The sequence below is a fragment of the Parabacteroides sp. AF18-52 genome (genome assembly GCF_003479145.1).
Classification (GTDB): Bacteria; Bacteroidota; Bacteroidia; order Bacteroidales; family Tannerellaceae; genus Parabacteroides; species Parabacteroides faecis.
In genome coordinates, this window is the sequence record NZ_QUGR01000003.1 from 418,910 (window position 1) to 445,377 (window position 26,468).

The following is a 26,468-nucleotide window of genomic DNA, read 5'->3' on the forward strand; positions in this document are numbered from 1 at the left end:
GTGTCCTCCTTTTATTATAATCCCAATATTACATGTTGAAGAATATAAACTCCTGCTCCTGCCAAATATCCAAGTAGTGCAAGTAACGAAATATTTTTGAGATACCAAATAAAATTGATACGTTCGAGCCCCATAACAACGACACCGGCTGCTGAACCGATGATCAGCATGCTTCCACCGACACCGGCACAATAGGCCAGGAATTGCCAGAAAGTTCCGTCCATAACGAAGTTTGCCATGTAAGCCGGGTCTGCGGCCGTAGCGATCATAGCCTCATTCGCTACCGGGTACATACCGATCGCTCCGGCTACCAGCGGTACGTTATCTACGACTGCCGATAATGTTCCGATGATCAGGTTAACTGCATATACATTTCCTACTGTTTCATCCAGCCAGAATGCAAAATCAGTCAGTACGCCACTGCAACGGAGGGCATCGACTGCCAGAAGGATTCCGAGGAAAAATAATAATGTAGCCCCGTCTATCCGGCGGACTATTTTTGACAGGCGTAACTTTATATCTTCATTTACGATATTCCGTCTATACATTAATTCTGTGTATACCCATAAAATACCGACTCCCATCAGGATCCCCATGAATGGAGGTAAATGAGTGACTGTTTTAAATACAGGTACGAATATGAGGCATAATATGCCCAATATTAATATGGATAATTTTTCTTTTGTTCTTAATTCTTTCAGCAATTCGTTATTTTCATTATCGACGAATGCATTGGGGGGAGTGACTTTTCCGTGTAAAAAGCGCATCATGATCAATACGGGAACCAAAGCTGATACCAGACTCGGTAAAATCAGATGAGGAATGGTTGAGGAAGAAGATATATTTCCCCTTACCCAAAGCATGATCGTTGTCACGTCTCCGATAGGTGACCAGGCGCCGCCGCTGTTTGCTGCGATAATAATAACGCTGCCGAATACCCAGCGTTCTTTGTAGTTGCCAAGTAGTTTCCGCATTAGCATAACCATAACGATGGAGGTAGTCAGGTTATCGAGTATGGCAGACATGAAGAAAGTGATACCTGCGATCAATAGTAATAATTTCTTTTTTTGATTGGTTGTAATGCGGTTTGTAATAAACATGAAACCTCCGTGGGCATCTATCAACTCGACAGTGATCATAGCACCGATCAGAAAGATCAATGTCTCTGCAATTTCTCCAATACTGTCCAGTACCTGATGTTCTACGACAAAACGGGTGCATTGTTCCACGAAGGGAAGTTCTGCTATGGCAGGATAAGCATTCAAAAACTCTTTGAACTCTTCCGCAGAAGCGAGTGGGATCAGATCTGGCGCTGCAAATGTGTATAAAACCCAAAGTATAGTGCCTGTTAATAAGGCTGTTCCGGCTTTGTTTACTTTTAATGGATGCTCTAAAGCGATACATAGATATCCAATTAAAAAAACAAAAATCATTACTGTCAACATAGCAATTCTTCTTTTTCTTTTTAATTTTAGTTAACTGTTGCAAATGTAGGAATAATATACAACTAACACTCATTTGGAATGAATTGTTTTTATTGACTTGCGCTATTTGGAGATAGACTGTATTGAACGGATGGAATATTCGAATGCTTGTATTATGTCGGATGCTTACAAAAAAATAGGAAGAAAACAGCTTCGTTTTCCTCCTATTTGATTGTGAGCGGTAAGCGAGACTCGAACTCGTGACCCTTAGCTTGGGAAGCTAATGCTCTACCAACTGAGCTACTACCGCGTTGAACGATGCAAAAGTATTAAATCTTTTCTTTTTTTAGTAACTTTGACGCAAAAATATTTTATCGAATATGAAGAAAGAAAAGCTTACGCTTATCAAGGTCGGCGGGAAAATTGTGGAAGAAGAAGAAACTTTGAAAAATTTGCTTCGTGATTTCTCTCAAATAGAAGGTTTTAAGGCGTTGGTACATGGTGGAGGACGCTCTGCTACTAAATTAGCCGGGCAGCTGGGTATCGAAAGTAAAATGGTGAATGGACGCAGAGTGACGGATGCCGAAACGCTGAAAGTCGTAACAATGGTGTACGGCGGTCTGGTTAATAAGAATATTGTTGCCGGTTTGCAGGCTTTAAATGTAAATGCACTGGGCTTGACCGGAGCCGATATGAATCTGATGCGTTCAGAGAAACGCCCGGTTGCTGAGGTCGACTATGGTTTCGTGGGAGATGTGAAAGAAGTGAATGCCGATTTATTAGCTTCTCTTATTCACCAGGGGATTGTTCCGGTGTTGGCTCCGTTAACCCATGACAAGCAAGGACATATGCTGAATACGAATGCCGATACGATTGCCGGAGAGGCTGCAAAAGCACTGGCAAAGCATTTTGATGTGACTTTGGTATTCTGTTTCGAGAAAAAAGGAGTGCTGAGAGATGAGAATGATGATGAGAGCGTTATCCCGGAATTAGACCGTGCAGCTTTTAAACGACTGGTAGAAGAGGGCGTGATACAGGGAGGTATGATCCCGAAACTGGAAAACTCTTTCCAGGCTATCGATGCCGGTGTGAAAGAAGTTATCATTACACAAGCATCAGAAATTCATCAGGGAAAAGGAACAAAGGTATATTGAAAATAAAAAGAGGAAAGCCGTTTAGCTTTCCTCTTTCTTATTATAAACTTCTTACTTTTACATTGCGGAACCAGATCAGGGAGTCGCCATGCTTTCCTTGTAATCCGATATATCCTTTTGTCGGAAGTTCAGCAAAAGGTTTGGGTAACCAGCTTGGGATTTCGCTTCCATCCGGATTTACCGTTCCGGAAGTCCATTTACTCATATCCATTTCCGTTACCTTCTTACCATTCAGTATTACAGTTATGCGTTGTCCGGCACATTTAATGCGCATGTGATTCCATACACCGGGCTTTTTCACCACTTTATCTTGCTTGGCACCTAAATGACCGTAAATGGCTCCGCATTTTTCATACGGTTTTCCATTACCCCATTTTTCACAATGGTCGTCGGCAATCTGTATTTCTACGGAGTTGGGAATCCAGTCTTTGGTGTCTGTGCAATATATAACGACACCACTATTAGTTCCTACATCGGTTTTGAAATCCAGATCCAGTTCAAAATTTTCATATTCGGTCTTTGTCCAGATGGATTCGTCCTGAACGGCTGCAAGTACACCGTCTGTCATACTCCAGACCTCCGGGTTGTAGCTGGCATCAGAAAGGTTTTCGCCGAATAAAGGTTTCCATTTGTTGTCGGAAGCAGAAACACTGAGGGTACTGATGATACCCAGAAAGAGAATTGAGAAATAAAAAAGTCGTTTCATGTTATTGATTTTAATATAAAATAAATTAGGATTCCAAAGATAGATAATCTGTTTCAATAAGTGAGAAAAAATGTTGATATTTTAATCCGAGCTTTTGATTAATAGCAAACTAAGGGAGTAAAAGTAAAAAGTATAGTTTTCTATTGTCTTTTTCTTTTATTTTATTACTTTTGTTTCGTAAAGGCTGGAGTCTACAGATTGAATTAAATGTGAAAAATCGTACATACGATCAAGATATATTGAATTGATTTATAAAGTTGAGTAGGGAAATTACAGGCATTATAATAACTAATTTGTAAGAATTTCATAGACATACCAGGCCTGTATATATAATAAGGGATTGCTCGGGATGAGTGATCCCTTTTCATTTGGAGACTCCTTTTATTCCGGTATGTTTAATTTTATAAATAAACTATTTACCTTTGGGGGTACAAATTAAGAACAATGGAAAAGAATAAAGCGATAGTTTATATAAATAATGTAGTAACCCGTTTGCCGGAGCTGCGTTTTGCTGAACCTTTCAGCTGGACGGTCAATGAAGGGGAACAGTGGGCAATAGTAGGACCCAACGGTTCGGGAAAAACCTTGATTGCCGACCTGATGCAACGTAAGTTTGCTTTGAAAGAGGGAGAAGTGACTTTCGGTTACGATGATAAAATTAGCAATTTGATCAAAAGTATAGCATTTAAGGATATCTATTCATTAGCAGATTGCCGGAATACTTATTATCAGCAGCGTTGGCACTCGACAGAAACGGACGAAGTGCCGACTGTGGAAGAAATATTGAAGGATCATTCGGGTACGGATGATCTGCATCAGGTACTTTCTTTCTTCGGTATTGAAGACTTACTGCCTAAAAAACTTATTTTTCTTTCCAGTGGGGAGTTACGTAAATTCCTTATTGTCCGCTCTTTGCTGAATCATCCGCGTATTTTGATCTTGGATAATCCTTTTATCGGTTTGGATGCTGCTTCTCGTGACGTATTGGTAAACCTGTTGCAACAAATGGCTAAACTGGATAATGTGCAGGTTATTCTGTTGTTGTCGAATCCTGATGATATTCCGGAGATGATAACCCACGTACTTCCCATACATAACCGGAAGCCTTATCGACCGCAGACACGTGTTGATTTTATGGCGGATAAGGAATTGCAGGCACATTTGTTCCCCGGTCATCCGGATGATCTATCGTTGCCCGTATCGGAAAAAGCCCCATCTGTACATGAGGTTACGTTCCGTATGGAACATGTTTCTATAAAATATGGTAGTCGCACGATCCTGAAAGAACTGGATTGGGAAGTGAAGAACGGGGAGAAATGGGCTTTATTCGGACCCAACGGAGCAGGAAAATCCACTTTATTAAGTTTGATCTATGCAGATAACCCGCAATCTTATGCAAATACGATCTATTTGTTTGACCGGAAGCGGGGTTCTGGTGAAAGTATCTGGGATATAAAGAAAAGGATCGGGTATGTTTCTCCGGAGATGCATCTGTTTTATATGGAGAATGTTCCGACATTGAATATCGTCGGTTCCGGATTTTTTGATTCTATCGGTTTGTATCGCAAATGTACGGAAGAGCAACAGACTGTGGCTTTGACATGGATGCGTATTTTTGGAATTGAAGAGTTGAAAGACCGTTCGTTCCTGACGTTATCTTCCGGCGAACAGCGATTGGCTCTACTGGCACGGGCTTTTGTGAAAGACCCGGATTTGATCATCCTGGATGAACCGTTGCACGGATTGGATATCAGTAATAAACGAAAAGCGGCACGTGTGATCGAGCAGTTCTGTACACGTCCGGGAAAGACATTGATTTATGTGACCCATTATCCGCATGAGTTACCATCGTGTGTCGATAAACGCTTCGAATTGATTAAACATGCTTAAAATCATAAAACCATGAAATTGAAAATTACAGCTTTCTGGTTGGTTATATTGGCTGCTTTGTTCATTTTCTTACAGGAATACAGTCGATTCCATTTCTTTTTTATTGAACAAAGCCAGTTGTTTCAGTTTACCGGCGACTATATCTGCGGTAAACTGGCTATGCCGGGCGGATTTGCGTTAACCTTATCTGAATTTTTAGTGCAGTTCTTTAGGTATCCGTATGCCGGAGCAGGGATAACGGCTGCATTACTGTTATTAACGGGAATGGGTATGAGGGGAATTGTCCGCCGGATCGTTCCGGATACGGATTTCTTCTTGCTTTATCTGATTCCGGTCATTTTGCTCATGTTCCTGCATTTTGATTTTAATTATCTGGCTTTCGGAACAATAGCATTCAATTTGATGCTTTTGGCCTTCTATTTGTGCTTACGTATATCAGATAATAAATGGCGGATGATCGTGGAGATTGTTGCAACACCGTTGCTTTATGGGCTGGCGGGAGCTGTGGCATGTTTGTTCGCTTTATCTGTCTTGATTTATGAGTTCCTGAATAAAACCCCGAAGTTCTATTGGTCTTCGTTGTCCGTTCTGTTGGGACTTTTATGTGGTGTTTGCAGTGTCTATTTCGCTCTGTTGGGAGAGTATCGTTTTGCCTTTTTGCCGGATGCTTATTATCATACGGCACTGGAACCCAAAACGGTTATCTATTATTCATGGATTTCGTTCCCTTTAATTCTTATTCTGGCTTTTCTGCTGAGAAAAAGAAAGAAAGCGGCCGGCAAGAAAATATGGATAGCAGGAGGTGTTTTACAGTTAGCTCTTTTATGCGTATTATGTTGGTGGGGAATACCGGAATACGGAGATAAGAAGTCGGCTAAAGTAAAAGAGTTGGATTATTACGCAAGAACGGAACAATGGGATAAAATTCTGGATGCTAACAAAGGTACGCTGACGAATTATCTGAATATGTGTTATCTGAATCTGGCTTTGGCACAGAAAGGGGAGTTGGCCGATCGTATGTTTAGTTTCGACCAGAGAGGTCCCCAGGGGCTGATGGTCGGCTGGAATAAAACAGAGCAGATATCTTCTTTGTTAAGTGATATTGCTTTTGCTATGGGTAATTCGGCAATGGCGCAGGAGATGGCTTTTGAAGCTTACGCGACTGCAATCGGAGAGGGTAACCCGCGAATGCTGAAAAGGCTGGTCCAGACAAACCTTATTTATGGTGAATATCCGGTTGCGGAGAAGTATCTGAATATATTGGTGAATACGATTTATTATAAAAAATGGGCTGACGATCACCGGAAGTTTTTATATAACGATACCGCGGTGGAGCAAGACTCCGTGTTGGGTTCAATGCGTAAAAGCCTGCCGAAGGAAAATTATCTTTCCGAGATCAACTATATGGAAAAAGATCTGTGTATGGTAGCAGAGGCTAATCCGGAAAAGAAAGCGGCTATCGAGTATCTGGGTGCTCTTTATTTGTTGGCAAAAAATATGGATGGTTTCAAAAATATGCTGGAGACTTATTACGGAACGGATGTTCTTCCTTCATTGCCTAAGTCTTTCCAGGAAGCTGTGATTACTTTATCGGAAGCGGAACCGGATTACTGGAAACGTTTCGATATTTCTCCGTCTGTCATGCAACGTTTTGCTGAATATAAAAAACAGGTACTGGCAAACCGGAATAATAAAAATGCGTTGCCCGGACTGATGAGAAGGGCCTACGGAGATACTTACTGGTTTTATTTTATGTTCAAATAAAAGATGTGGGATATGAATGGAAATTATAAATATATAGCGTTGCTGGCCTTGTTTTTTTCATGTTCGGATTCGGTTCAGGTTAGTGAAACATTGGATAGAAAGCCTGCCATCGTTCCGGATTATGCCGATATAACAATACCTGCTAATATTGCTCCTTTGAATTTTTCTTTGAAGGATTCTATGGAGGATGCTCAGGTTGTTTTGTTATACTCTGACCAGCGGATTGAAGTGAAGTCAAAGGATAACCAATTTGTTTTCCCAACCTCTAAATGGAAGAGGCTTTTATCGTCTGCTGCAGGAAATGAGGTTGAGGTGGTTGTCCGGGTGAAAGAAAAAGGGAAATGGCTGGAATATGCGCCTGTCAAATGGAGCGTGGCAGCAGAACCGGTCGATCCTTACATCGCTTACCGCCTGATTGCTCCGGGATATACTTTATGGAACAAGATGGGACTTTATCAGCGTGACCTGGAGAGCTATACGGAGACTCCGATCATCGAGAATAAAATGAGCGGCAGAAACTGTGTGAATTGTCATTCGTTCTGTATGCAAAATCCGGATAAGATGTTGTTCCATATGCGTGAAACATATCCGGGAACGATCCTGATAGATGGGGATAAGATCGAGAAACTGAATACGAAAACGGAGCAAACGATTTCATCTTTGGTATATCCGTCCTGGCATCCTTCCGGAAAGTATGTGGCATTTTCCGTAAACAAGACCAAACAGGGGTTCCATGCAAATGACAGGAACCGTATAGAAGTGTTCGATGAGGCTTCCGACGTGGTTGTATATGACGTGGTGAAACATGAAATTGTCACCACGGCCAAATTATTCTCGAAGGATGCTTTTGAAACTTTCCCAACGTTTTCTCCGGATGGAAAGACACTTTATTTCTGTACGGCTGCCGCACGTCCTATTCCGAAAGAATATTCCGAGGTGAAATATAATTTGTGTTCTATCGGGTTTGATCCTGAAACTCGGAGTTTCGGTTCGGTAGTCGATACTTTATATAATGCGACTGTTTCAGGGCAAAGTGCTTCTTTCCCTCGTGTATCTCCGGATGGAAAACATGTAATGTATACAGTATCCGGATATGGTAATTTTTCTATTTGGCATAAAGATGCCGATCTGTATATGGCTGATTTGTCAACCGGAGAAAGTGTACCGTTGGATATTTTGAATAGCGATGATGTAGAGAGTTATCATTCCTGGAGCAGTAACAGCCGTTGGGTTATCTTCAGCAGCCGCCGGATAGACGGATTATATACCCGCCCTTATATAGCTTATATAGATGAAAACGGAAAGGCTTGTAAACCTTTTCTGCTGCCTCAAAAAGATACCGGATTTTATGACCGTTTTATGATGTCCTATAATATTCCGGAATTCATTACCGGAAAGGTGAAAGTAGGAGGGAGAGTCCTGGGATTAAAGGCTAAGGAAGATAAAGGTATCGATGTGAAGTTTGCGAAATAAAGATTTATTCCTGTAGAAGTAATTACTGAATATAAATAAGTCGGAAAAATAAAACCGGTAAACCAGATGGTCAATCTGAAGTTTACCGGTTTTATTTTTAGTGAATATATAATTTATGTTTTTACATTATCTATTTCCGCCAGCCCACCAAACTTGTTCTGAGTAAATATATTGACCATCTCCATAGGCAGCTTTTACTTCCGGGTTAGCAGATGTGTCACTATTTCCGTAAGGACAACGGATTGGGAATTTTTTTGTGTTCTTGAATGCATAGAAATCTTTACCTTCTGCTTTTAAACGACGTACATCGTTGAAAGATTCTGTGGCTTCTCCGGAAGCTCCCCAGAAAGCGAAATATTTTTGCAACATAACTTCTTTTAAAGGATCGATAGCAAACAGCGGTTTCACATTTGCTTCAAAATAACTGTTGGCTGCTTCTTCCGTCAAAGCTTGTGATGTAACAGTTATGTTTGAACCTAATGTAGTGATAGCCGAAGCTACACTGTTTTCCGTATTAAGAATAGCACTTGACACAGCTTCTTTTAATGCAGCTTCTGCTTCCGATGTACGGTTTAAGCGGCTAAGAGCTTCCGCTTCCAGGAATTTTATTTCATGGAAACTTAATAATAAAGTGGGAGCTGTTCCTGAATAAACAAATGCTGAAACACCATATTTTTGCATATTTTGTTCCGGAGTACCATTAGGAGCAGGAACATAATTGGGATCGGAAGCTCCGGTAACCTGAATACGCTTTCCTCCTTGAGTCGGAGATAACATAACACGGGTAAAACGCGGATCTTTGCGTTCGCTAAGTTTTGCACCTAAACTTTCACTGTTTGCAAAAGCTGCACGTGATGCAAAAAATCCGTAGAATGGGTTGATGTTGTTTACATCATAGACAGCAAAGGCTGCCTGGTCCGCTGCAGAAGAAAATGATTTAGCTGTGTATTCTAATACTTTTTTCAGATCTCCATCCTTGTCGGATGAGCGGTTGAGTAAACGCATTGTATAACGAGCTTTCAGACCATAAGCAAATTTCAACCATTTTCCGGCATCGCCACCGTAAAGTAAATCGTAGTTTCCTAGTGGGGAGAGATCTTCTTTTTGCAGGTTGACGATCGCATCATCCAATAATGTCATTATTGTTGCATAAATTTCTTCCTGTTTATCGATTTTAGGAGTCATGTACAGTGGAGAACCGTTTTCGTCGACAACGGCAGCTTCACTATAAGGCGTATCACCAAACATATCGGTTAATAATGCAGAGTTATAAGCAGCCATAACTTCTGCAGCACCTTTAGTAATATAATTTCCTTCGTCGCGGCCACCTTCGTTACACTGATTGATAATTATACGTGCATTCTTCAAAGAGGTATATGTTCCACTCCAGATATTATTGAATGTAGATGCGGCAGACGGTTCGTTTAGGCGAGTTTCTGCATTGTATAATTGGTTGTCGATACCTACTTCATATTCAATATAAGATGAGAAATAAGTATTGAAGTCTCCTCCTACATTAGAAAAAGCAGTAGAAGTAATAACATCTGTCATGATGAATTTGCCTTCTACACTGTTTGTATGGCTGGTATCTTTGTTGATATTATCCATGATATCTTCTGAACAGGCGGAAAATATCAGGGAGAAAGATACGACAGTCAAAGTTTTTAAGGAACCTATAATTGTTTTCATATTCATTTCTTTAACTATTAGAATTTCACATTGACACCGAATCCGTAGCTGGAAGTTCCCGGAAGAGAGAAACGTTCAAATGCTCCGGCCATATTATTATTACCTAATGTCGCTTCAGGATCGAATCCTTTTATTTCAGACCAAACAATGATATTACGTGCAAATACATTTACGTTTACATTCAGGTTATTCTTGTTATAAACCGGATAACTTAATGCTATTTCGCGTAATTTCAGGAATGAGTTGTCATAAATATAGGCTTCGTCTATACCTCTTACCGTACGGAAATAAGTTTCTGCATTTTCTCCGGAAACATGGATATCATTCGGTGCATATCCGGTTACATTTCCACTAGCGTCTTTAACCTCTTTTACTGAGTTTTTTCCAAAAGTGAACCCGTTTTTACGATAGTCGGCAGACAGTTGGCTAACGCCATAGAAGTTTTGCTCTCCGGCTGTACCGCTATACATCTGACCTCCCTGTTTCCAGTCGAATACTGCTGATAGACGGAACTTATAAAGTTCTATGGTTGTACTGAAACCTAGACGGAAGTCTGGAGACACTTTTCCGATCACGGCTTCTTCACCAGCCTGCGGCATACCGTTTTCATCGACTACAATTTGTCCGGCTTCGTTGCGTAAGTAGCTTACACCATATACTACCGGGAACTTATCTTTGATACCGGCACGTACCTGTGGAGTTACGAATCCGCCCAACATAATGCTTTCTACTCCAGGAGCCAGCTCGTCTACATAGTTGTCTATTTTGGAGAAGTTGAATGCAAAATCAAGCTTGAAGTCTTTTGTATCAACAGGAGAAATTCCGAGTGTGAGTTCATGTACGTTTGAGTGCATTTTACCACCGTTCATCATCATACTGCTTGAACCGGTCGAACCAGCCAATGGAACTTCAAATATCTGATCCGTTACATTTTGTCTGGAGAATGTATAATTCAAAGAGAATAAGCCATTCAGGAATGTAAGATCGGCACCGATTTCGTATGATTTTGTATTCTGAGGTTTCAGATTAGGATCATAAACGACATAATAAGGAATATACGACATGACACCATTCAAAGGATACATGATGGGAGTGCCCTGGAAGAAACCGCCGCCATATCCGGGTGTGTAATAATATGTCGGCACATATTCACCTGCCATACCTACTTCTGCGTATGATGCACGTATTTTACCAAATGTCAGGATATCGTTTTTCAGCGGTTCTAGTTCTGTGAATACCCATCCTAAAGATACTGACGGATAGAAGAAAGAACGGTTGCCACGTGGCATAGACGATACGATATCATTACGTCCTGTTACATTAAAATACAACATGTTTTTCCAGGCTAATGACAGGCTCGCAAAATTACCGACTGTACGTTTTCTGGAATAAGAAGCTGATGAGCTATATACAGAAGCATTGTTCAGATGATTCCATCCCGGAAAGTTGAAGTTATATCCTTCTGCCATCGTATCTTTGATGCGTTTGTCAACTAACTCATTACCCAGTAAGGCATCAAAATTGAAATCATCATTAATATGCCAGTTGTAGGTGAAAGTCAATAGAGAGTTCATTTCATTTACGGTAAAACCATAATCACGGGCATAGCCTAATCCCGTTCCTGTACCTGTACTTCCATAACCATAAATATCAAGATAGCTTGTTGTATAGGCATCGTCTCCAAGTTGGTATTTGATATCCAGTTTATGATCCTCGGTATTGAATTTAGTTGAATATTTTAAGAATGCATTTCCGAAAAAGCGTTGTGAACGTTCGGTAAAAGAGTTGTTGTCGACGGCCCAGTTTGCATCGTCAATCCAACCTTCGCGGAAAGTATTTTGTGTATATGGATCGCCTTCGATATGTGCAGGAATTCCGGCCATATTATAACTGATAGGTGCAGTATATACGGTTGCTGTGACACCATCGTTGGCTGTACCTTGTTTTTTTATTTTTGATGTTACAAAATTACCAGTGAAACCTGTTGTCCAGTTTTCGTGTAATTTGGCTTCACCTGATAATTTGGCATTGTAACGGTTCATGCCTGTTGACGGTACGATACCGTCTGAATGGGTATTACCTAACGAGAATGCGTAGTTTCCTTTATCGAAAGCCTGTGCAACGTTTACCGAGTTACTCCAGGTTACACCTGTATTGTAAAAATCTTTTGCATTATTATATGCCTGAGGCGTTGCCCAGGGGTCTAAACCGGCGGCAGCACGTTGAGCCACATAATATTGACCTTGGTGTAAACCGTCTTTGGTGTATGCGTTCTGAACATTACCACCGTAAACGGGATCGTTTGCTAAATCTGAAATTTTAGGTCCCCAACTGAAACCTGAATACGGATTGAAATTTCCTGTTGTACCTTGTGCAAATTCACTTTGTAATTCAGGTAATGTTGCGATTTTATCAAAAGCTACATTTGTACTGAAGGAAACTTGCGGTTTACCTTTCTTTGCCCCTCTACCACTTTTTGTTGTGATGACGATCACACCATTGGAGGCACGCATACCATACAATGCTGATGCTGCTTGTCCTTTCAGGATATTGATACTTTCAATATCATTCGGGTCTAGGTCGACTGCACGGTTTGCATAGTCAGTACCGGCAACACTTCCTGTATTCATGTTATCTGTGTTCACATCGGATGTAGAGGCGATAGGCATACCATCTATGACATATAATGGAGTATTATCTCCGGTGAAAGAACGTGAACCACGAATAGTGATTTTGGATGATGCACCAGGCATACCGGAAGACGGTGCAATATCAATACCTGAAACCTTTCCTTGTAAAGCTCCGGCTAAGTTTGTATTTGCTGCTTGAGTCAATTCTTCGGATTTCACGTCTTGCACAGCATATCCTAACGCTTTTTTCTCTTTGGAAATCCCCATCGCTGTAACAACGATTTCAGAAAGGTTTTGAGTATCAGACGTTAGTCTGATGTTTAGAACTGGTTGAACAGCGACTTCTTGGCTTTTCATACCTACGTAGGAAATTACCAGAGTCTTTGCAGAACTATGCTCGCTATTAAACTATTGATTAATAGCGTGTTATGTGTTTATGTATTATTTGTTTATTAATATGGAAAATACATTTGTTAGAGATTTATTATTAAACCGAAAGTGTATTTTAGTGTTGATTATCAGTGAATTGATATACTATTGAAATTAGATATAATAAATCGGGTAGAATTTGATATTAAAATATAAACACTCAAATTCTACCCGATATACAAGGTTTTCTAACTGCTTAACAAAGTGGGAAAGTTATTTGAATTCCATCAAAAATTTGCGGATCGGGATCTGTTTTATTCCTTCATATGAACTACCCTCTATTTCATCCATTGTAATAACCATCTTAGGATAATTGTCCTTTATTGCTAAGAGATTTCCAAATTCACGCTCATAAGTTTTAGGATCCATTACAGAATAGGCTACTTGTATATATATTTTTTCTCCATCTTTCACACCAACGAAGTCTATTTCTTTATCTCCATCCCTTCCTACCGATAAAGTGTAGCCATTGACAAGAAGATGATGGCATACAATATTCTCTAATACTTGTGCTATATCGTTTGCTCTGAAAGGACGGATCGCATGTCGAATCCCCAAATCTTCAAAATAATATTTTTCTCCGATTTGAAACTGACGTTTTCCCTGGATATCTGACGGACGTAACCTTTTTACAAAGTAAGCATTATTCAGATAATTCAAGTATTCTAATATGGTTTTAGGAGGCAAATCGACACGTTGAGATTTAAGGTACTCGCTTATTTTATTGGCTGAAAACAAATTACCAATCGTATCAGCCAAATATATTGTTAAATCCTGCAACTGTCTGACATTCCTTATACTATATCTATTTACTACATCCTTAAGTATAATTGTGTCATAAATACTTCGTAAATAATCCGAAACCAGTAATTCATTAAAAGGTAGATTTATTAAATATGGTAAACCTCCAAACTTATAAAACTTAGTGAAAGAATCGGAACTATCTTCCAACTTATGAAACAGTAAGAACTCTTTATAAGTCAAACTATATATTTTAAATTCGATGTACCGACCGCTTAAATAGGTTGCCAATTCACTTGAAAGCATATTAGCATTACTTCCAGTACAATATATATCATAACTTCCTTCTGCAAAGAAATGTCGCAGTGCTTTCTCAAAACTCGCAATATCCTGTACCTCATCAATAAACAAAAAACATTTATTGTTCGGATCATTACGTTTCTGTGTTACATAATTTATCAGATCTGCATAGTCTTTTAAGCTGTCGAATTCAAACAATTCTTTATTAATATAGATTATATCCGAAAGCGGGTATGAGATGCGTATATAATCCATTAATTGGAAAAGAAGAAAACTTTTTCCAACACGACGTTGGCCGGTCAGAACTTTTATCATCTGTGTATTGACAAATGGTTTGATACGATCAAGATATAAATCTCTATTATAGAACTCCGGAGTTTTCATTTTTTATTACTTATAAGTAAAACCAGAAGCAAATATAGTGCTTTTATTTCTTATAAGAAATAGATGCTACTTGTAATTAAAGTTATTTGGTTATCTGATATCCTTCACTGAGTAGAGGGAACATGTTTGGGCGAACAAAAAAAGAAGGCATCCCGGAGGACACCTTCTTTTTTATAATATTGCAAATTCTAATTAGTCAACTACTCCATCAGTCAGACCTGCACCTTCACCACTCTGTGGTAATGTACCTTCATTATTATTGTCTGATTCCGAAATACCGTTGTTTGCATTAATTTCATTACGCGGGATACGCATCAGCAACCAACCGTTGTTGGCAGCCAAATTAAATTTAAATCCATCCGGGAAATTACTTTCAACACGGTTGTTAAAGCGAACTATATTTTTCTGAAGACGTAGGATATCAAATAAAGCAAATCCTTCTCCCCACAATTCAACACGGCGCTGCATCCATACTTCATCCTGGAATCCTGTAGCAGAAGTTGCTTTGCTTGTATAAGACGGATCACGATAATTCTTTACGAAATCTTCCAGAATACGTTTTCCACCACCAAGATCTCCGCTCATAGCTTTAGCTTCAGCCTGGATCAGGATCATTTCTTCTGCACGCATCATACACCAGTCACCAGCATTGATGTTATTCCCCAAAATACCTTGATAAGCACCAAACTTAACATTTGTATAAGGAAGATATGCCATTTTTACATCAGGAACTACCAACGGTCCGATAGGTTGTCCATCGTAGCCTCTCCAAGATACATTTTTCAGGTTCGGAGAATCCAGTTTTTCATCTACCCACCATCCTTTTCTTACATCCGTATCCGGTATCTTCGTATAAAGCAGCGTATTGATCATTTTATAACATCCAACACCACAAGAATATGAATCACCAGAGAAAGAAGAAATCACAGAAGGCCATGAAGGATAAGCATCCGGCATATTGGTCGGAGTCAGAATCAACGCCCACATCCAGTTATGGTCATTAGAATCAACGAAACCCGGTTTGCTTACTTCGTCACGGCTATAAGGAGTATATCCGCCTAATGCATTTGTTGCATCTTCATAAGCAGCAGCCCAGTTTTGCATAACCAGATTTGCACGAGCGCGAAGTCCATAAGCCACATTCTGATCGATCTCGTTTTTAGACTTTCTGTTGTATCCTTCCAACAAAGGTATTGCTGTATTCAGGTCGTCCATGATCAAGTCATATACTTCTTGAACAGATGCACGCGGATTATTCAACAGATCACCTTCTACCTTATCTGTCACAATCGGAACAGCCGGCTTACTTTCATTTCCTTTATAAGTGAACTGATACTGCTGAACCAGTGTCAGATAATCGAATGCACGGGTTGCGATAGCTTGTGCCTTATAGTAATTAAGTGTTTTATCCGTATTATCTTCCGGGATAGTGGCGATAATATCGTTAGCCATTTTAATCTGGTTGTAAATCATAGCCCAACGCATATTCGGATTTGCATAATTATATATTCTATCCGCATATTCACTGGCAACGGAGAACCAGTTATATCCACTGGCATCACTCACCATGTCCGCACCATTCAAATCCAGCGACAAACAAGCTGCCGGATAACCGAAGTCGTCATCACGTGGATTATCTTCACCATACACACAATACTGTTTACCGATTGAAAAATACATACCGCTCAAATCGGCTGCTACACGTTCGGGAATTGCTTCCGCTATTTCCTGTTTCTGGTCAGAAGTAGAATTTCCGCCTTCGGGTTGTGTATCCAGATCTGTACAAGAGGCAGTTGCCAAAACCAGTCCCGGAATTAATATCCATGATTTATTTATAAATTTCATAATCTTCATCTTTTTTGTTTACAATAAATTAGAATGTAACACTGATACCTCCTGACAAACTACGGAGTGCTGAATATTTTGCACCTACGGCATCATCATTACCGAAGTATGCAACACCTAAGTTCTGGCGAGCATCAAGACCTTTTCTGGAAGCGATAAGTGCCACGTTATCTCCAGAGAAGAAGATACGCAAGTTATTTACCATAAATTTAGTTGTCCATTTTTTCGGGAATGTATATCCTACCATCACGCTATTCAAGCTCAAATAGTTAGAGCTCTGAAGGAATCGTGAAGACAAATCCTGATTTCTCTTATCGGCACTGCTGATACGAGGGATATTGCTGCCTTTATTGGTTTCACTCCATGCATTCAGAATATCTTTGTGCCAGTTAGTACCTGCTGTATTTGCCTCACCACTGTGCATCAACTGTTGGTAAGAATAGTCATACACTTTACCACCCAATTGATAAGACAATCCTACAGAAACGTCAAATCCGCGATATTGAACAGAAGTACCGAAACCTCCGTATATCTTAGGCAAAGTAGAACCTAAATCTGATTGCTTGGCAGCACTGAAATCATCAGTAGTAGTCATGTCTCCATTATCCGGATCTACATAATATAAAGCCTTACCTGTTTCAGGATCAACGCCTGCATCTTTAACCAGATATGCGTTATACAAAGAACCTCCGACATTACGGATAGTTACAGAACTCTTGATACCGCCATTATTCTTTGCAGTCTCTGCCAGATCAAGAATCTTGTTCTTATAATGAGTCATGTTCAGATTGAATGACCATGTCAAATCTTTCGTTCTGATAATATCAGCATTCAAATCTAATTCAACACCTGCATTTCTCATAGAACCAACATTCATCGGGATCGTTGAATAACCTAATGAAATAGGCACCGGCTGGTTGTAAAGCAAATCGACTGTCTTACGGCTGAAATATTCGAAACTACCGCTCAATCTTTCTTTGAACAGGGTAAATTCAAGACCGGCATTAAAACTATATGAAGTTTCCCAGGTTATATCCTTATTACCTTTGTAAGTAAATGATGTTGCAAAATCACCGGCACTGTTAGATACAGTATACTGATCCAAATAAGCATAATAGTTAGGAGTAATACCATCTGTAAGCAACAAGTTGTCATTACCTTGTACACCATAACTGGCTTTTATCTTCAACAAGTCGATCCATGTAGCATCCAGATCCTTGAAGAACTCTTCCTTGTTCATCAACCACGCAGCACCAACACTACCGAAGTTACCCCAACGGTGATCCGGGTGGAAACGTGAAGAAGCATCGCGACGATAAGAAGCAGAAGCAAAATACTTCCCATCATAGTCATACTGAACACGAGCCAGAATACCGAGTGTAGAATAAGTATCCGTAGAGGAACTTACAGTCGGAGGTGTTTGGATAGCATTGCTAAGTTCACCAATGAACGGGTTATAAAGTTTTTTGTTTGAACCTTCCATTTTCTGGATTTTCAGATTATAAGATTCATAACCTACCAATGCGTCGATATTATGTGAACCGAAACTTTGCTTATAAGTAAGCAAATATTGCTGGTTCAAACCGATATTTCTTTCATTCTTAACATTTACATAACCTTCAGAACCAACGGCCCCGCCATAAAAAGGATTGTTCAGGATAGAACTTCTCTGGTTACTTGAATTTACACCGACATTTGCTGTAAACTGCAAGCCTTTATACAAATCAACGATTGCGTAAAATTTAGTATTCAATACATCTGTATATGCATGGAATTTATCCAGTTCCAAAGTTACGCCCGGATTAGCCATAGGCATGAAAGGACGAACCTGACCTGTAGAGTTACCAAAGTCATAAACAGTATAACCGCGGTTATCCACCTTTATGCTACCGTCATTATTTCTTACATAGATCGGATAAACCGGAGCAATCAGGTCGGTAATATAGAAAAGGTTACCAGATGAACCCCATTTGTCCTGAGCATCCGGAGCCTTACTGTCATAATATGTATAAGCCATATTTGCACCAATCTTCAACCAGCTCTTTGCCTGGTAGTCTACTTTTGAACGGCCTGTATAACGAGTAAAACCTGAACCGGAAATAATACCTGCATCATCCAGATAACCTAAAGAGAAATAATAATTGATCTTTTCAGAAGCACCTGATACTGTTGCGTTATATTCCTGACGTAAATTTCCTTTATTAAAAGTATTATCATACCAGTCATCCGGTGTATAATAATAAGAACCATCACTGTAACCTAATGTTGCATTAGGATTGATACGACCGTCTGTACCGATAAAATCTTCCCCGTTAGGAGTAGTATAAACCTGATATCCTACTCCACCATTGTCTGAAGAGAAAATATTCTTCAATGCATAAGCACGAGCATCCGCAGCACTTCCTCCGGCATAAGCTTTGCTGTTATACAGAGCCTTGTATGCTGTTTCATAATACATGGCAGGGTCTTTCATTACATTATATTGAGGTACGGCACGTGAATTGCTACCCCATTTTGCATCGACAGTTACCACTGCTTCTCTGGCAGTACCTTTTTTAGTTGTAATCAATACAACACCATTTGCACCACGTGCTCCGTAGATTGCACTGGCAGAAGCATCTTTCAGTACACTCATCGATTCGATATCGTTCGGGTTGATCGCTGCAATATCACCATCATAAGGAACGCCGTCAACTACATATAAAGGAGAACTGCTAGAACTCATAGAACCAATACCACGGATACGGATAGTAGCTGCTTTTCCCGGTTGTCCGTTTGCACTCACACCCTGTACACCGGCTACCTGACCAGCCAAAGCATTTGTAACGTTTGCAACCTGGCGTTCTGCAATCTTTTCTGCTTTCATTGTAGATGCAGATCCTGTGAACGCTGATTTCTTTGCCGTACCGTAAGCTACGACCATTACTTCTTCCAAAGCCTGTGAACTGGACTCCATTAGTACCCGCATTTTAGGCTTAATTGCCAATTCTTGGGTTTCCATACCTACATACGAAATTACCAGAGTCTTTGCAGAACTACGTTTACGTATAATATGTTGATAATCAGCACGTTGTAATTTATGTGTAAATCTCTGTAAATCCAATAAATACCCTATCCAAATAGCTCAAACTAATGGATTATTTTTTATATCGATTGAAATCTAACTTATGATAATTTGTACTGAAAAAAGACAGTAGAATTTGAGTAGCTAATTTACATACTCAAATTCTACCTAAAGTGGGGTGTTTATCGTAGTGAACCTGTATAAATATTTTTTATCCAATATTCAAAAACAGGATCCTGAAGTTCGGTTATATTTCCGGGTAGAATATCTATTAAATCTTTTTCCAAAGTCGCCTTTCTTAGATTTTTTATATTTGCAGAAGTTCCCAGTTTATATTTTGTAAGAACATCTTTCGACGAGAAATTTGTGACACCATCTGCCACCGCCAATAGAAAATTAATTTGCTTGGATGTTAATGTGTCTATTATATTGGCAAACAGAAGGCTTAACTGACCTGTCAGACTTAAAAATGCTTCATCGAGAATACTGTCGGTACACTTTTTTTCTGTACGTAACCAAACTTGTTGGCTTAACTGCTGAACATAATATGGATGATCTTTTACCCTGGCTGCTATTTGATTACATAATTCTTTTGAAATTTCTTTTCCGGTATCGGAAAAGCGACTGGAAATAAATGAAATCCAATCTTCCCTTCCTATCTTGTGAAGAAATAAAATATCCCCGAATTTATAGAATGGCATGCTATAGTCATTAAAAATATCCAGTAACATATGCCGTTTACTCCCGTAAAGACAATAACAGACAGAAGTTTGTTTCTGCCAATGAGCGCGCAGTTTACGTTGGAAAGCCAAAGAATCTTCGTATTCATTGATATTTTGGAATTCATCGATACAGACAATAATTTTTTTCCCGGTATCATTCGCTATGACTTGCGGTAAATCCAATATTTCATCATATCCCATCTTATTATCCTTAAAACTTATTCCGAATGAAAACTCATAGGTTTGACTACTGTCTGATACTGAAATAAGCGGAGCCATTTTTCCTAAATATTTTTTTACACCGGATACAAATTCTTCCCAGGCAGAGGTTGAAACTTTTAGCAATGCATTGGCAAAAGCAACATAAAATTCTTCTTCTGTCCGGCAGTTAAATATGTCTACCTGACAAATAATAAAATCCCTACTTGAACTTTGAAGAATTTGTGCCGTCTTACTTACCAAAGAAGTTTTTCCCCAACGGCGTGGAGAAATAATGACGGTATTAACCAAGCCATTGAAATTTTGGGTAAGCAACTTAACCTCTTGTACCCTGTCTGTAAAATTATCTTTATCGGCTATGCGGCCATACACAAAAGGAGTATTCATAACTTTTATCTATTTTTCGATTGAAACAAAGGTAATTAAAACAGATGTAACCAACAAATTTGAAATCGATTGATTTCAAATTTGTTGGTTACATCCATCTTTTTACGTTAAAATATTTACCCGGACACCTTTTTTCTAATTATCAATTTGTCACTACCCTACCGGGTAAATCGGATTAATATACCGGGTAAATGAAAATACCCTGGCGACTAATATTTTTTAACATATCTATTTAATGCGTAAAGACCAAAAAAAATATCTTCTTGTCAATATGAGATTTACTCCCAACCTGCATTTTGCTGCTTCGATAAAGTCGGATTTCTTAAAATATCGTTTAACGGAATAGGCCAGATAAAACGTTTATCAGTATAAGGAATAAACTTTTTGCTGGAACTATACCATTCAGATTTAACTTCTCCGTTTACAACGAATGCACCTACACCCTTGCTGTTGTTGTATTCAATTTTAGCAGGGATACCTCCGGAAGGGAATAGATCGTCATTTGCAAGACGATGAATATCTTCCCAACGACGGCCTTCACCATGGAATTCAATACGACGTTCCCAAAGAATAGCATCTAACAGTGCTTTGGTATCAGCGAAATCCGAAGCCTTATAACTTTCCTGTGCAGGATTTGCCAATGATCTGTCGCGCACTTCATTCAACTTTTCAAGAGCTAACGTCTTATTGTTGCTACGTGCTGCAGCTTCAGCCTCATTCAGAAGCACTTCTGAATAACGGAGAATCGGAGCCCATGCATCCTGAGAAGTAGGATCCTGATATTTATCACAGTAATAATATTTATCAGATTCACGGTATAGTAGCAAGTTACGACGCTTGTCGTCTTTTGTCCAGTATTTGGAGTTATAAACGGTAGGAGATGACGTTATAATGGCGCGTCCTCCGTTACGTCCCGACATCATCTGACCTAAAGAACCGTTGACATCCGGATTGTCTTCCGTACTATTTTCGATCGAGAAAACAGATTCTTTGTTATCGGCACTTGAAGTAAATGGAGTAACCGGATCTGTTTCCAGTTGGAAACGTCCGCCTTCCAGTTTTTCAGCTTCTTCAATAACTTTAGCCCAATCCCGCATATGTAGATAAACACGGGTCTTTAAAGCGATAGCTGCCCCTTTTGACGCGCGGGATATCTTGCCCGCTGTGATAACATCCGGCAATAATTGTTCTGCATCATCCAGATCTTTAAGGATTTGCGCATATGTTTCGGCAACTGTCGAACGGCCAATCTGTAATGCTTCCTGAATAGCTTCCGGTGTATTAATTGCCGTAGTATACAGAGGCATACCATAATTATTATTCCCATCCACATTGTAAGGAAGTGCATAATGAATCATTAAATTATGGTATGTCAAGGCACGTAAAAACAGACATTCGCCTTTATATTGATTGGCTGTCGCTTCATCGAGTATACCATTGCTACCGGCATATTCCTGACCTGCATATACTGTATTGTAACGGTTTATAGCTTCAAAAGAGGTTTCCCACATAGCGACATTATTCGCTGTAGACAAATTGTAGGTTGCTGAATAGGTGTAATCGTAAAATACGGCCGTCAGGTTCATATCTTCACCTCTCATTTCTCCTTGTTGTATACTGGCAGCCCCGAATGGATAACCACGCTGCCAGCCATTGTCGGAATTGATATACATACCACACTGGGCAGCATCATAAGCACCGATCATAGATAACTCGCATCGCGCCGGAGTACCGTAAGCTGTCAAATCGGAGAATTTATCAACCGGAGACAGATCCACTACATCGCTTTCGCAAGCGGTGAATAAGGGTAGCGAAATTAAGGCTACGCCTAATGCTACAACTGATATATTTTTATATAGTTTTCTATTTAGCATAATTGTAATTTTTCTACTGATTTATATTCTTAGAATGTGACATTTGCTCCAAAAGTAAACGAACGCTGCTGAGGCATACCATTCCAGTCTACGCCCAAACGAGTGTTAGTTTCCGGATCCAAACCTGAGTATCCTGTGATAGTGAATAAGTTCTGAGCCTGTGCATACACACGGATCTTGGTTATGTTTATTGCCGATAAAACAGATTTCGGCAAAGTATATCCCAGAGCCAGGTTTGACAGCTTCAAGTAATTACCTTTTTCCACAAAGTGAGAATCGGTGAAGCCGTCATTGAACAAGACAGACTGGTCATTGTAACCGATTCTTGGAGTCATACCATCACCCGTTTCTGTAGGAGATACCCATCTGCCTAAAATTTCCTTACCATTATTAGCAAATTCCATATTCATCAAAGCACTCTGGCGAGAGGCGTTCATGATTTTATTACCACCTGAGAAACGAAGGAATATGTTCAAATCGAAATCTTTATAGGTAATTGTATTGTTCCATCCGCCATACCAGGTAGGCATAGAGGATCCTAATATTTTACGGTCGCTGGATCCTAAAGAGGATGGTTTGGATACGTCTTTAGCATTGGACGGATCATATTCAACATAGTCATACGAGCCGAATGTATCGAACTGAACCAGGCTGCCATCAGCTTTTCTCCAGATAGGATTACCGTTTTCCATATTGACACCGTAATAGTCGTATCCGTATAGTGAACGATAAGATTCACCTTCACGGATAATTGTATAATTATCAATGATATCAGTTCCACCATACAATGATTTAACAGTATTTTTTACAGTAGAGAAGTTTAACTCAGAACGCCAGTTCCAGTCTTTCGTTGAGATAACTGTACCGCTTACGGTCAACTCAAATCCGGAGTTTTTGATTTTACCGATATTATCATAATATGAGTTGTAAGGAATACCCATTGTCGGAGGAGTCGGAACTTCCAATACAAGGTCTTTTGAATTCTTTTGCCAATAAGCCAATTCAAATGTCAGGCGGTTGTTGAAGAAAGAACCATCCAGGCCCAAGTCGAACGTTTCAGTCGTCTCCCATTTCAGGTTGTTATTACCCATACGGTTCCAGGCAACACCGGATTGTGAGCCGTATAGTTTTGCACCATAAGTTCCCAGGTATGGGAAGTTATTTCCCAGATCGGAATTACCTAATGTAGCGTAGCTAGCACGGATACGCAAATCGTTGAACCATTCGTTCACCTGAGCGTCTTTCCAGAAATTCTCACGAGATAAACGCCATGCAACGGAAGCCCCCCAGAATGTACCCCAACGAGTATCTTCCGGTAAGCTGGATAATCCGTCGTAACGGATAGATGCACCCGCATAATATTTACTATCATAATTATAGTTTGCGCGGAACATATAAGAAGCAAGTCCGTTAAATGTTTTGTATCCGCCGATATCTTTTATACCAAAAGTATTGGAGATAATATGGTCTGTAAAGAACCTGTCAGACAACTGCTGAACGGCAGCATCTGTATATTCATACTCACTGTGAGTGTATTCCTGAACAGCAGTTGCGCTTAAATTATGTACATCATTAAATGAACGATTAAAATTCAGGATATTCTGCCAGTTCCAGTTTTCATAAGTTGTGTTTACTTCTTCAAGCAAACCTTTACGTCCGTAACCGTCACCTGATTCAGAGTCCCAATACATAAAATCTTTTACATTAGAGATATCGAGACCTCCCTGAGTTTTCAGTGTAAGTCCGTCCATAATAGTGATTTCAGCCCAACCACCACCGATGACACGTGTATTGGTAGAGCGGTTCACATTATTATCCAATGCCCAGACAATGTTTTGAATACCATTATCGATATAAGAAAGGTTATTACCACGTCCCAATGTTTTGCGACTTTCCTTATCGATATTATATCCGGTCGGATCAGTCGGATCGAAAACGGCCACATTCGGAAGCATACGAACTCCGGCAAAACCTACACCACCCAGTGAGTTCTCCGAATTTGATATACCATTCAATTTTGTACGGCTCATCTGGCCATTCAAACCAATACGTAACCATTTTGTTGCCTGCTGGGTCAAATCGGCTTTCAAAGTCAGACGATTCATATCATTTGAACGAACAATACCTTCCTGCTCTGTAAACCCGAAAGATACATAATACTGACTTTTATCTGTACCACCGCTGGCTGCAACGTTGTGATTATGCTGGAAACCGGTCTGGAAGATATAATCGTTCCACTTTGTATCAGGATCTGAAGCATTATAAACCGCTTGTCCTTTCTCTTCCCAGTTCTCTAATTTTTCATTAGCGATCATGACAAAATCTTTTGCACCCAAAAGATCATGCAATTTAGCAGCACTGGCTGCACTTACATATCCGTCATAAGTAACTTTAGCACGTCCTTTTGTTCCTTTTTTCGTAGTAATCAAAACAACGCCATTCGCTGCACGTGAACCATAAATAGCCGTAGCAGCACCGTCTTTTAATATTTCAACTGATTCAATATCATTCGGGTTTATATCCGACATGGCATTGAATGATGCATACAACTGTCCCAAACCTGTTTTACCATCTCCATTGTCTCCGGTAGCAATAGGCATACCATCTACGATGAACAGAGGCTGAGAGCTGGAGCTGATGGTACTCATACCACGAACTTTAAACTGAGGCCCGGCACCAAGTACCCCGCTAGGAGTGGTTACTTGAACCCCGGCGGCACGTCCTGCCAACTGGGTATCAAATGAGGATGCCACCAGGTTACTGAGGGTTTCTCCTCCAACTTTCGCAATAGAGCTTGTTACGTCTTTTTTGCGTTGAGTTCCATACCCTACAACGACAACTTCGTCAAGATTTTGAGTATCAGATTTTAATTTGATATGAACCACAGGAGAGACAGAGAGCTCTTGAGTTTCCATACCTACGTATGATACAATCAGAGTCTTTGCAGAACTCGGCGAATACCTCTTACACGAATGTAAAATCAAGGGAAGAAGACTTAATATTAATTATCTAAAAGATATATCGGTATCTTTTTTATACTTTTCTATCCAACTAATATATAATTCATAATAGTATGAAACACTCCTGATAAAGAGATTTTATTATGTCTTGTTATATACATTTTTTCACACATAAACAATCTTCTCTGTTTTTATAGAAACTCATTGGATTTCATCAAACCATCTCTAAACGAACTTATGAATAAAAAATAAGATTACTTTTTCTACCCAAGTGGAACCTGTCACTTTTCAGGCCAAATAAATCTTAGCCTAAATGTGAAAATGACCTGGTTAAAAATAGGTAATTTTAAAACGTCTATTTAGATGAAATGTGAAAATAAAAACGAGAAATTTCTCTTCAAAGTGCCATTTTTCATGCTACTTTGTTAATTAACAGTCTGTTTTTGGTAAATTCCTGTTACTTTTTTAGTGTTATAATAAATTTATTATTACATTTGCGGCTTCTCTGATATGTTTTATAATAGGTTTTAGGCGAATTCTATATAATATAGTACAAATTAGTTATCTTATAGTTAAATAAAAAAGTGTGTCTATGAAGAAGTTGACTTATCTTCTGTTTTGCCTGTTTTTAGGCATTGGATTGGCGACTGCTCAGACGACGAAAGTAACAGGTACTGTTATTTCGGCGGATGATAATGAGCCAATCATTGGTGCATCGATTGTTGTTAAAGGTACAATGGTCGGCACAGTTACTGATTTTGATGGTGCGTTCTCTTTGGATGTACCAAGTTCTGCAAAGACTCTGGTAATTTC

The 26,468-nt window shown here is 39.6% G+C and carries 13 protein-coding genes, 1 tRNA gene and 2 pseudogenes; 5 read left to right on the plus strand and 11 right to left on the minus strand.

All coding sequences use genetic code 11. The annotated features are described in order from the left end of the window. Positions 1 to 14: 14 nt before the first annotated feature. The gene (nhaD, locus tag DWX23_RS08555) at positions 15 to 1,445 is read right to left on the minus strand and encodes a sodium:proton antiporter NhaD (RefSeq protein WP_122374156.1); all 1,431 of its coding nucleotides are present in this window, start codon (positions 1,443 to 1,445) and stop codon (positions 15 to 17) included. A gap of 216 nt (positions 1,446 to 1,661) precedes the next feature. Next, positions 1,662 to 1,734 (minus strand) — tRNA-Gly (locus DWX23_RS08560). A gap of 70 nt (positions 1,735 to 1,804) precedes the next feature. Here DWX23_RS08560 and argB point away from each other — a divergent pair. Further along, the gene (gene argB / locus DWX23_RS08565) at positions 1,805 to 2,578 is read left to right on the plus strand and encodes an acetylglutamate kinase (RefSeq protein ID WP_122374157.1); all 774 of its coding nucleotides are present in this window, start codon (positions 1,805 to 1,807) and stop codon (positions 2,576 to 2,578) included. Positions 2,579 to 2,618: 40 nt separating this feature from the next. On the opposite strand, the gene DWX23_RS08570 is transcribed toward argB, so the two are convergent. Further along, positions 2,619 to 3,284: a DUF1080 domain-containing protein gene (locus DWX23_RS08570; RefSeq protein WP_122374185.1), complete on the minus strand. Its 666-nt coding sequence runs from the start codon at positions 3,282 to 3,284 to the stop codon at positions 2,619 to 2,621. A gap of 444 nt (positions 3,285 to 3,728) precedes the next feature. Here DWX23_RS08570 and DWX23_RS08575 point away from each other — a divergent pair, with 444 nt between their 5' ends. From DWX23_RS08575 to DWX23_RS08585, 3 genes are read left to right on the plus strand one after another with little or no spacing between them, the layout of a single operon-like run. Beyond that, a complete protein-coding gene (locus DWX23_RS08575; protein ID WP_122374158.1) occupies positions 3,729 to 5,174 on the plus strand; it encodes an ATP-binding cassette domain-containing protein in 1,446 nt (481 codons plus the stop codon). 12 nt (positions 5,175 to 5,186) lie between these two features. After that, entirely contained in the window at positions 5,187 to 6,938 is a 1,752-nt protein-coding gene (locus DWX23_RS08580; protein ID WP_122374159.1) for a DUF6057 family protein, read from the plus strand. Positions 6,939 to 6,950: 12 nt separating this feature from the next. Then, positions 6,951 to 8,411 carry a PD40 domain-containing protein gene (locus DWX23_RS08585; protein WP_122374186.1) on the plus strand — a complete coding sequence of 487 codons (1,461 nt, stop codon included), beginning with the start codon at positions 6,951 to 6,953 and terminating at the stop codon, positions 8,409 to 8,411. A 126-nt stretch (positions 8,412 to 8,537) separates the two neighbouring features. On the opposite strand, the gene DWX23_RS08590 is transcribed toward DWX23_RS08585, so the two are convergent. From DWX23_RS08590 to DWX23_RS08625, 8 genes and pseudogenes are all read right to left on the minus strand, one after another. Then, on the minus strand, positions 8,538 to 10,100 hold the full coding sequence (locus DWX23_RS08590; protein ID WP_122353118.1) for a SusD/RagB family nutrient-binding outer membrane lipoprotein: 1,563 nt from the start codon (positions 10,098 to 10,100) through the stop codon (positions 8,538 to 8,540). Between the two features lie 17 nt (positions 10,101 to 10,117). Next, positions 10,118 to 13,123 (minus strand): annotated as a pseudogene (locus tag DWX23_RS08595) (SusC/RagA family TonB-linked outer membrane protein); the annotation flags it as partial. 249 nt (positions 13,124 to 13,372) lie between these two features. Next, on the minus strand, positions 13,373 to 14,584 hold the full coding sequence (locus tag DWX23_RS08600) for an ATP-binding protein (RefSeq protein ID WP_122374161.1): 1,212 nt from the start codon (positions 14,582 to 14,584) through the stop codon (positions 13,373 to 13,375). Positions 14,585 to 14,776: 192 nt separating this feature from the next. Continuing rightward, entirely contained in the window at positions 14,777 to 16,429 is a 1,653-nt protein-coding gene (locus DWX23_RS08605) for a RagB/SusD family nutrient uptake outer membrane protein (protein ID WP_122374187.1), read from the minus strand. Between the two features lie 28 nt (positions 16,430 to 16,457). After that, complete coding sequence (locus DWX23_RS08610) at positions 16,458 to 19,532, minus strand: SusC/RagA family TonB-linked outer membrane protein (protein ID WP_370450076.1); 3,075 nt, start codon at positions 19,530 to 19,532, stop codon at positions 16,458 to 16,460. A 143-nt stretch (positions 19,533 to 19,675) separates the two neighbouring features. Then, on the minus strand, positions 19,676 to 20,821 hold the full coding sequence (locus DWX23_RS08615; RefSeq protein WP_122357342.1) for an ATP-binding protein: 1,146 nt from the start codon (positions 20,819 to 20,821) through the stop codon (positions 19,676 to 19,678). A gap of 278 nt (positions 20,822 to 21,099) precedes the next feature. Then, positions 21,100 to 22,695: a RagB/SusD family nutrient uptake outer membrane protein gene (locus tag DWX23_RS08620; protein ID WP_122374162.1), complete on the minus strand. Its 1,596-nt coding sequence runs from the start codon at positions 22,693 to 22,695 to the stop codon at positions 21,100 to 21,102. A gap of 29 nt (positions 22,696 to 22,724) precedes the next feature. Further along, positions 22,725 to 25,649: pseudogene (locus DWX23_RS08625) on the minus strand (SusC/RagA family TonB-linked outer membrane protein); the annotation flags it as partial. Between the two features lie 598 nt (positions 25,650 to 26,247). Between DWX23_RS08625 and DWX23_RS08630 the strand changes: the two are divergent. Continuing rightward, on the plus strand, positions 26,248 to 26,468 hold a 221-nt coding region (locus tag DWX23_RS08630), incomplete at its 3' end, for a carboxypeptidase-like regulatory domain-containing protein (protein WP_147382527.1).

Coding starts and splice junctions, on each gene's coding strand:
- nhaD (WP_122374156.1), bottom strand. CDS start 1,445: ATGTTGACAGTAATGATTTTTGTTTTTTTAATTGGATATCTATGTATC.
- argB (WP_122374157.1), top strand. CDS start 1,805: ATGAAGAAAGAAAAGCTTACGCTTATCAAGGTCGGCGGGAAAATTGTG.
- DWX23_RS08570 (WP_122374185.1), bottom strand. CDS start 3,284: ATGAAACGACTTTTTTATTTCTCAATTCTCTTTCTGGGTATCATCAGT.
- DWX23_RS08575 (WP_122374158.1), top strand. CDS start 3,729: ATGGAAAAGAATAAAGCGATAGTTTATATAAATAATGTAGTAACCCGT.
- DWX23_RS08580 (WP_122374159.1), top strand. CDS start 5,187: ATGAAATTGAAAATTACAGCTTTCTGGTTGGTTATATTGGCTGCTTTG.
- DWX23_RS08585 (WP_122374186.1), top strand. CDS start 6,951: ATGAATGGAAATTATAAATATATAGCGTTGCTGGCCTTGTTTTTTTCA.
- DWX23_RS08590 (WP_122353118.1), bottom strand. CDS start 10,100: ATGAAAACAATTATAGGTTCCTTAAAAACTTTGACTGTCGTATCTTTC.
- DWX23_RS08600 (WP_122374161.1), bottom strand. CDS start 14,584: ATGAAAACTCCGGAGTTCTATAATAGAGATTTATATCTTGATCGTATC.
- DWX23_RS08605 (WP_122374187.1), bottom strand. CDS start 16,429: ATGAAATTTATAAATAAATCATGGATATTAATTCCGGGACTGGTTTTG.
- DWX23_RS08615 (WP_122357342.1), bottom strand. CDS start 20,821: ATGAATACTCCTTTTGTGTATGGCCGCATAGCCGATAAAGATAATTTT.
- DWX23_RS08620 (WP_122374162.1), bottom strand. CDS start 22,695: ATGCTAAATAGAAAACTATATAAAAATATATCAGTTGTAGCATTAGGC.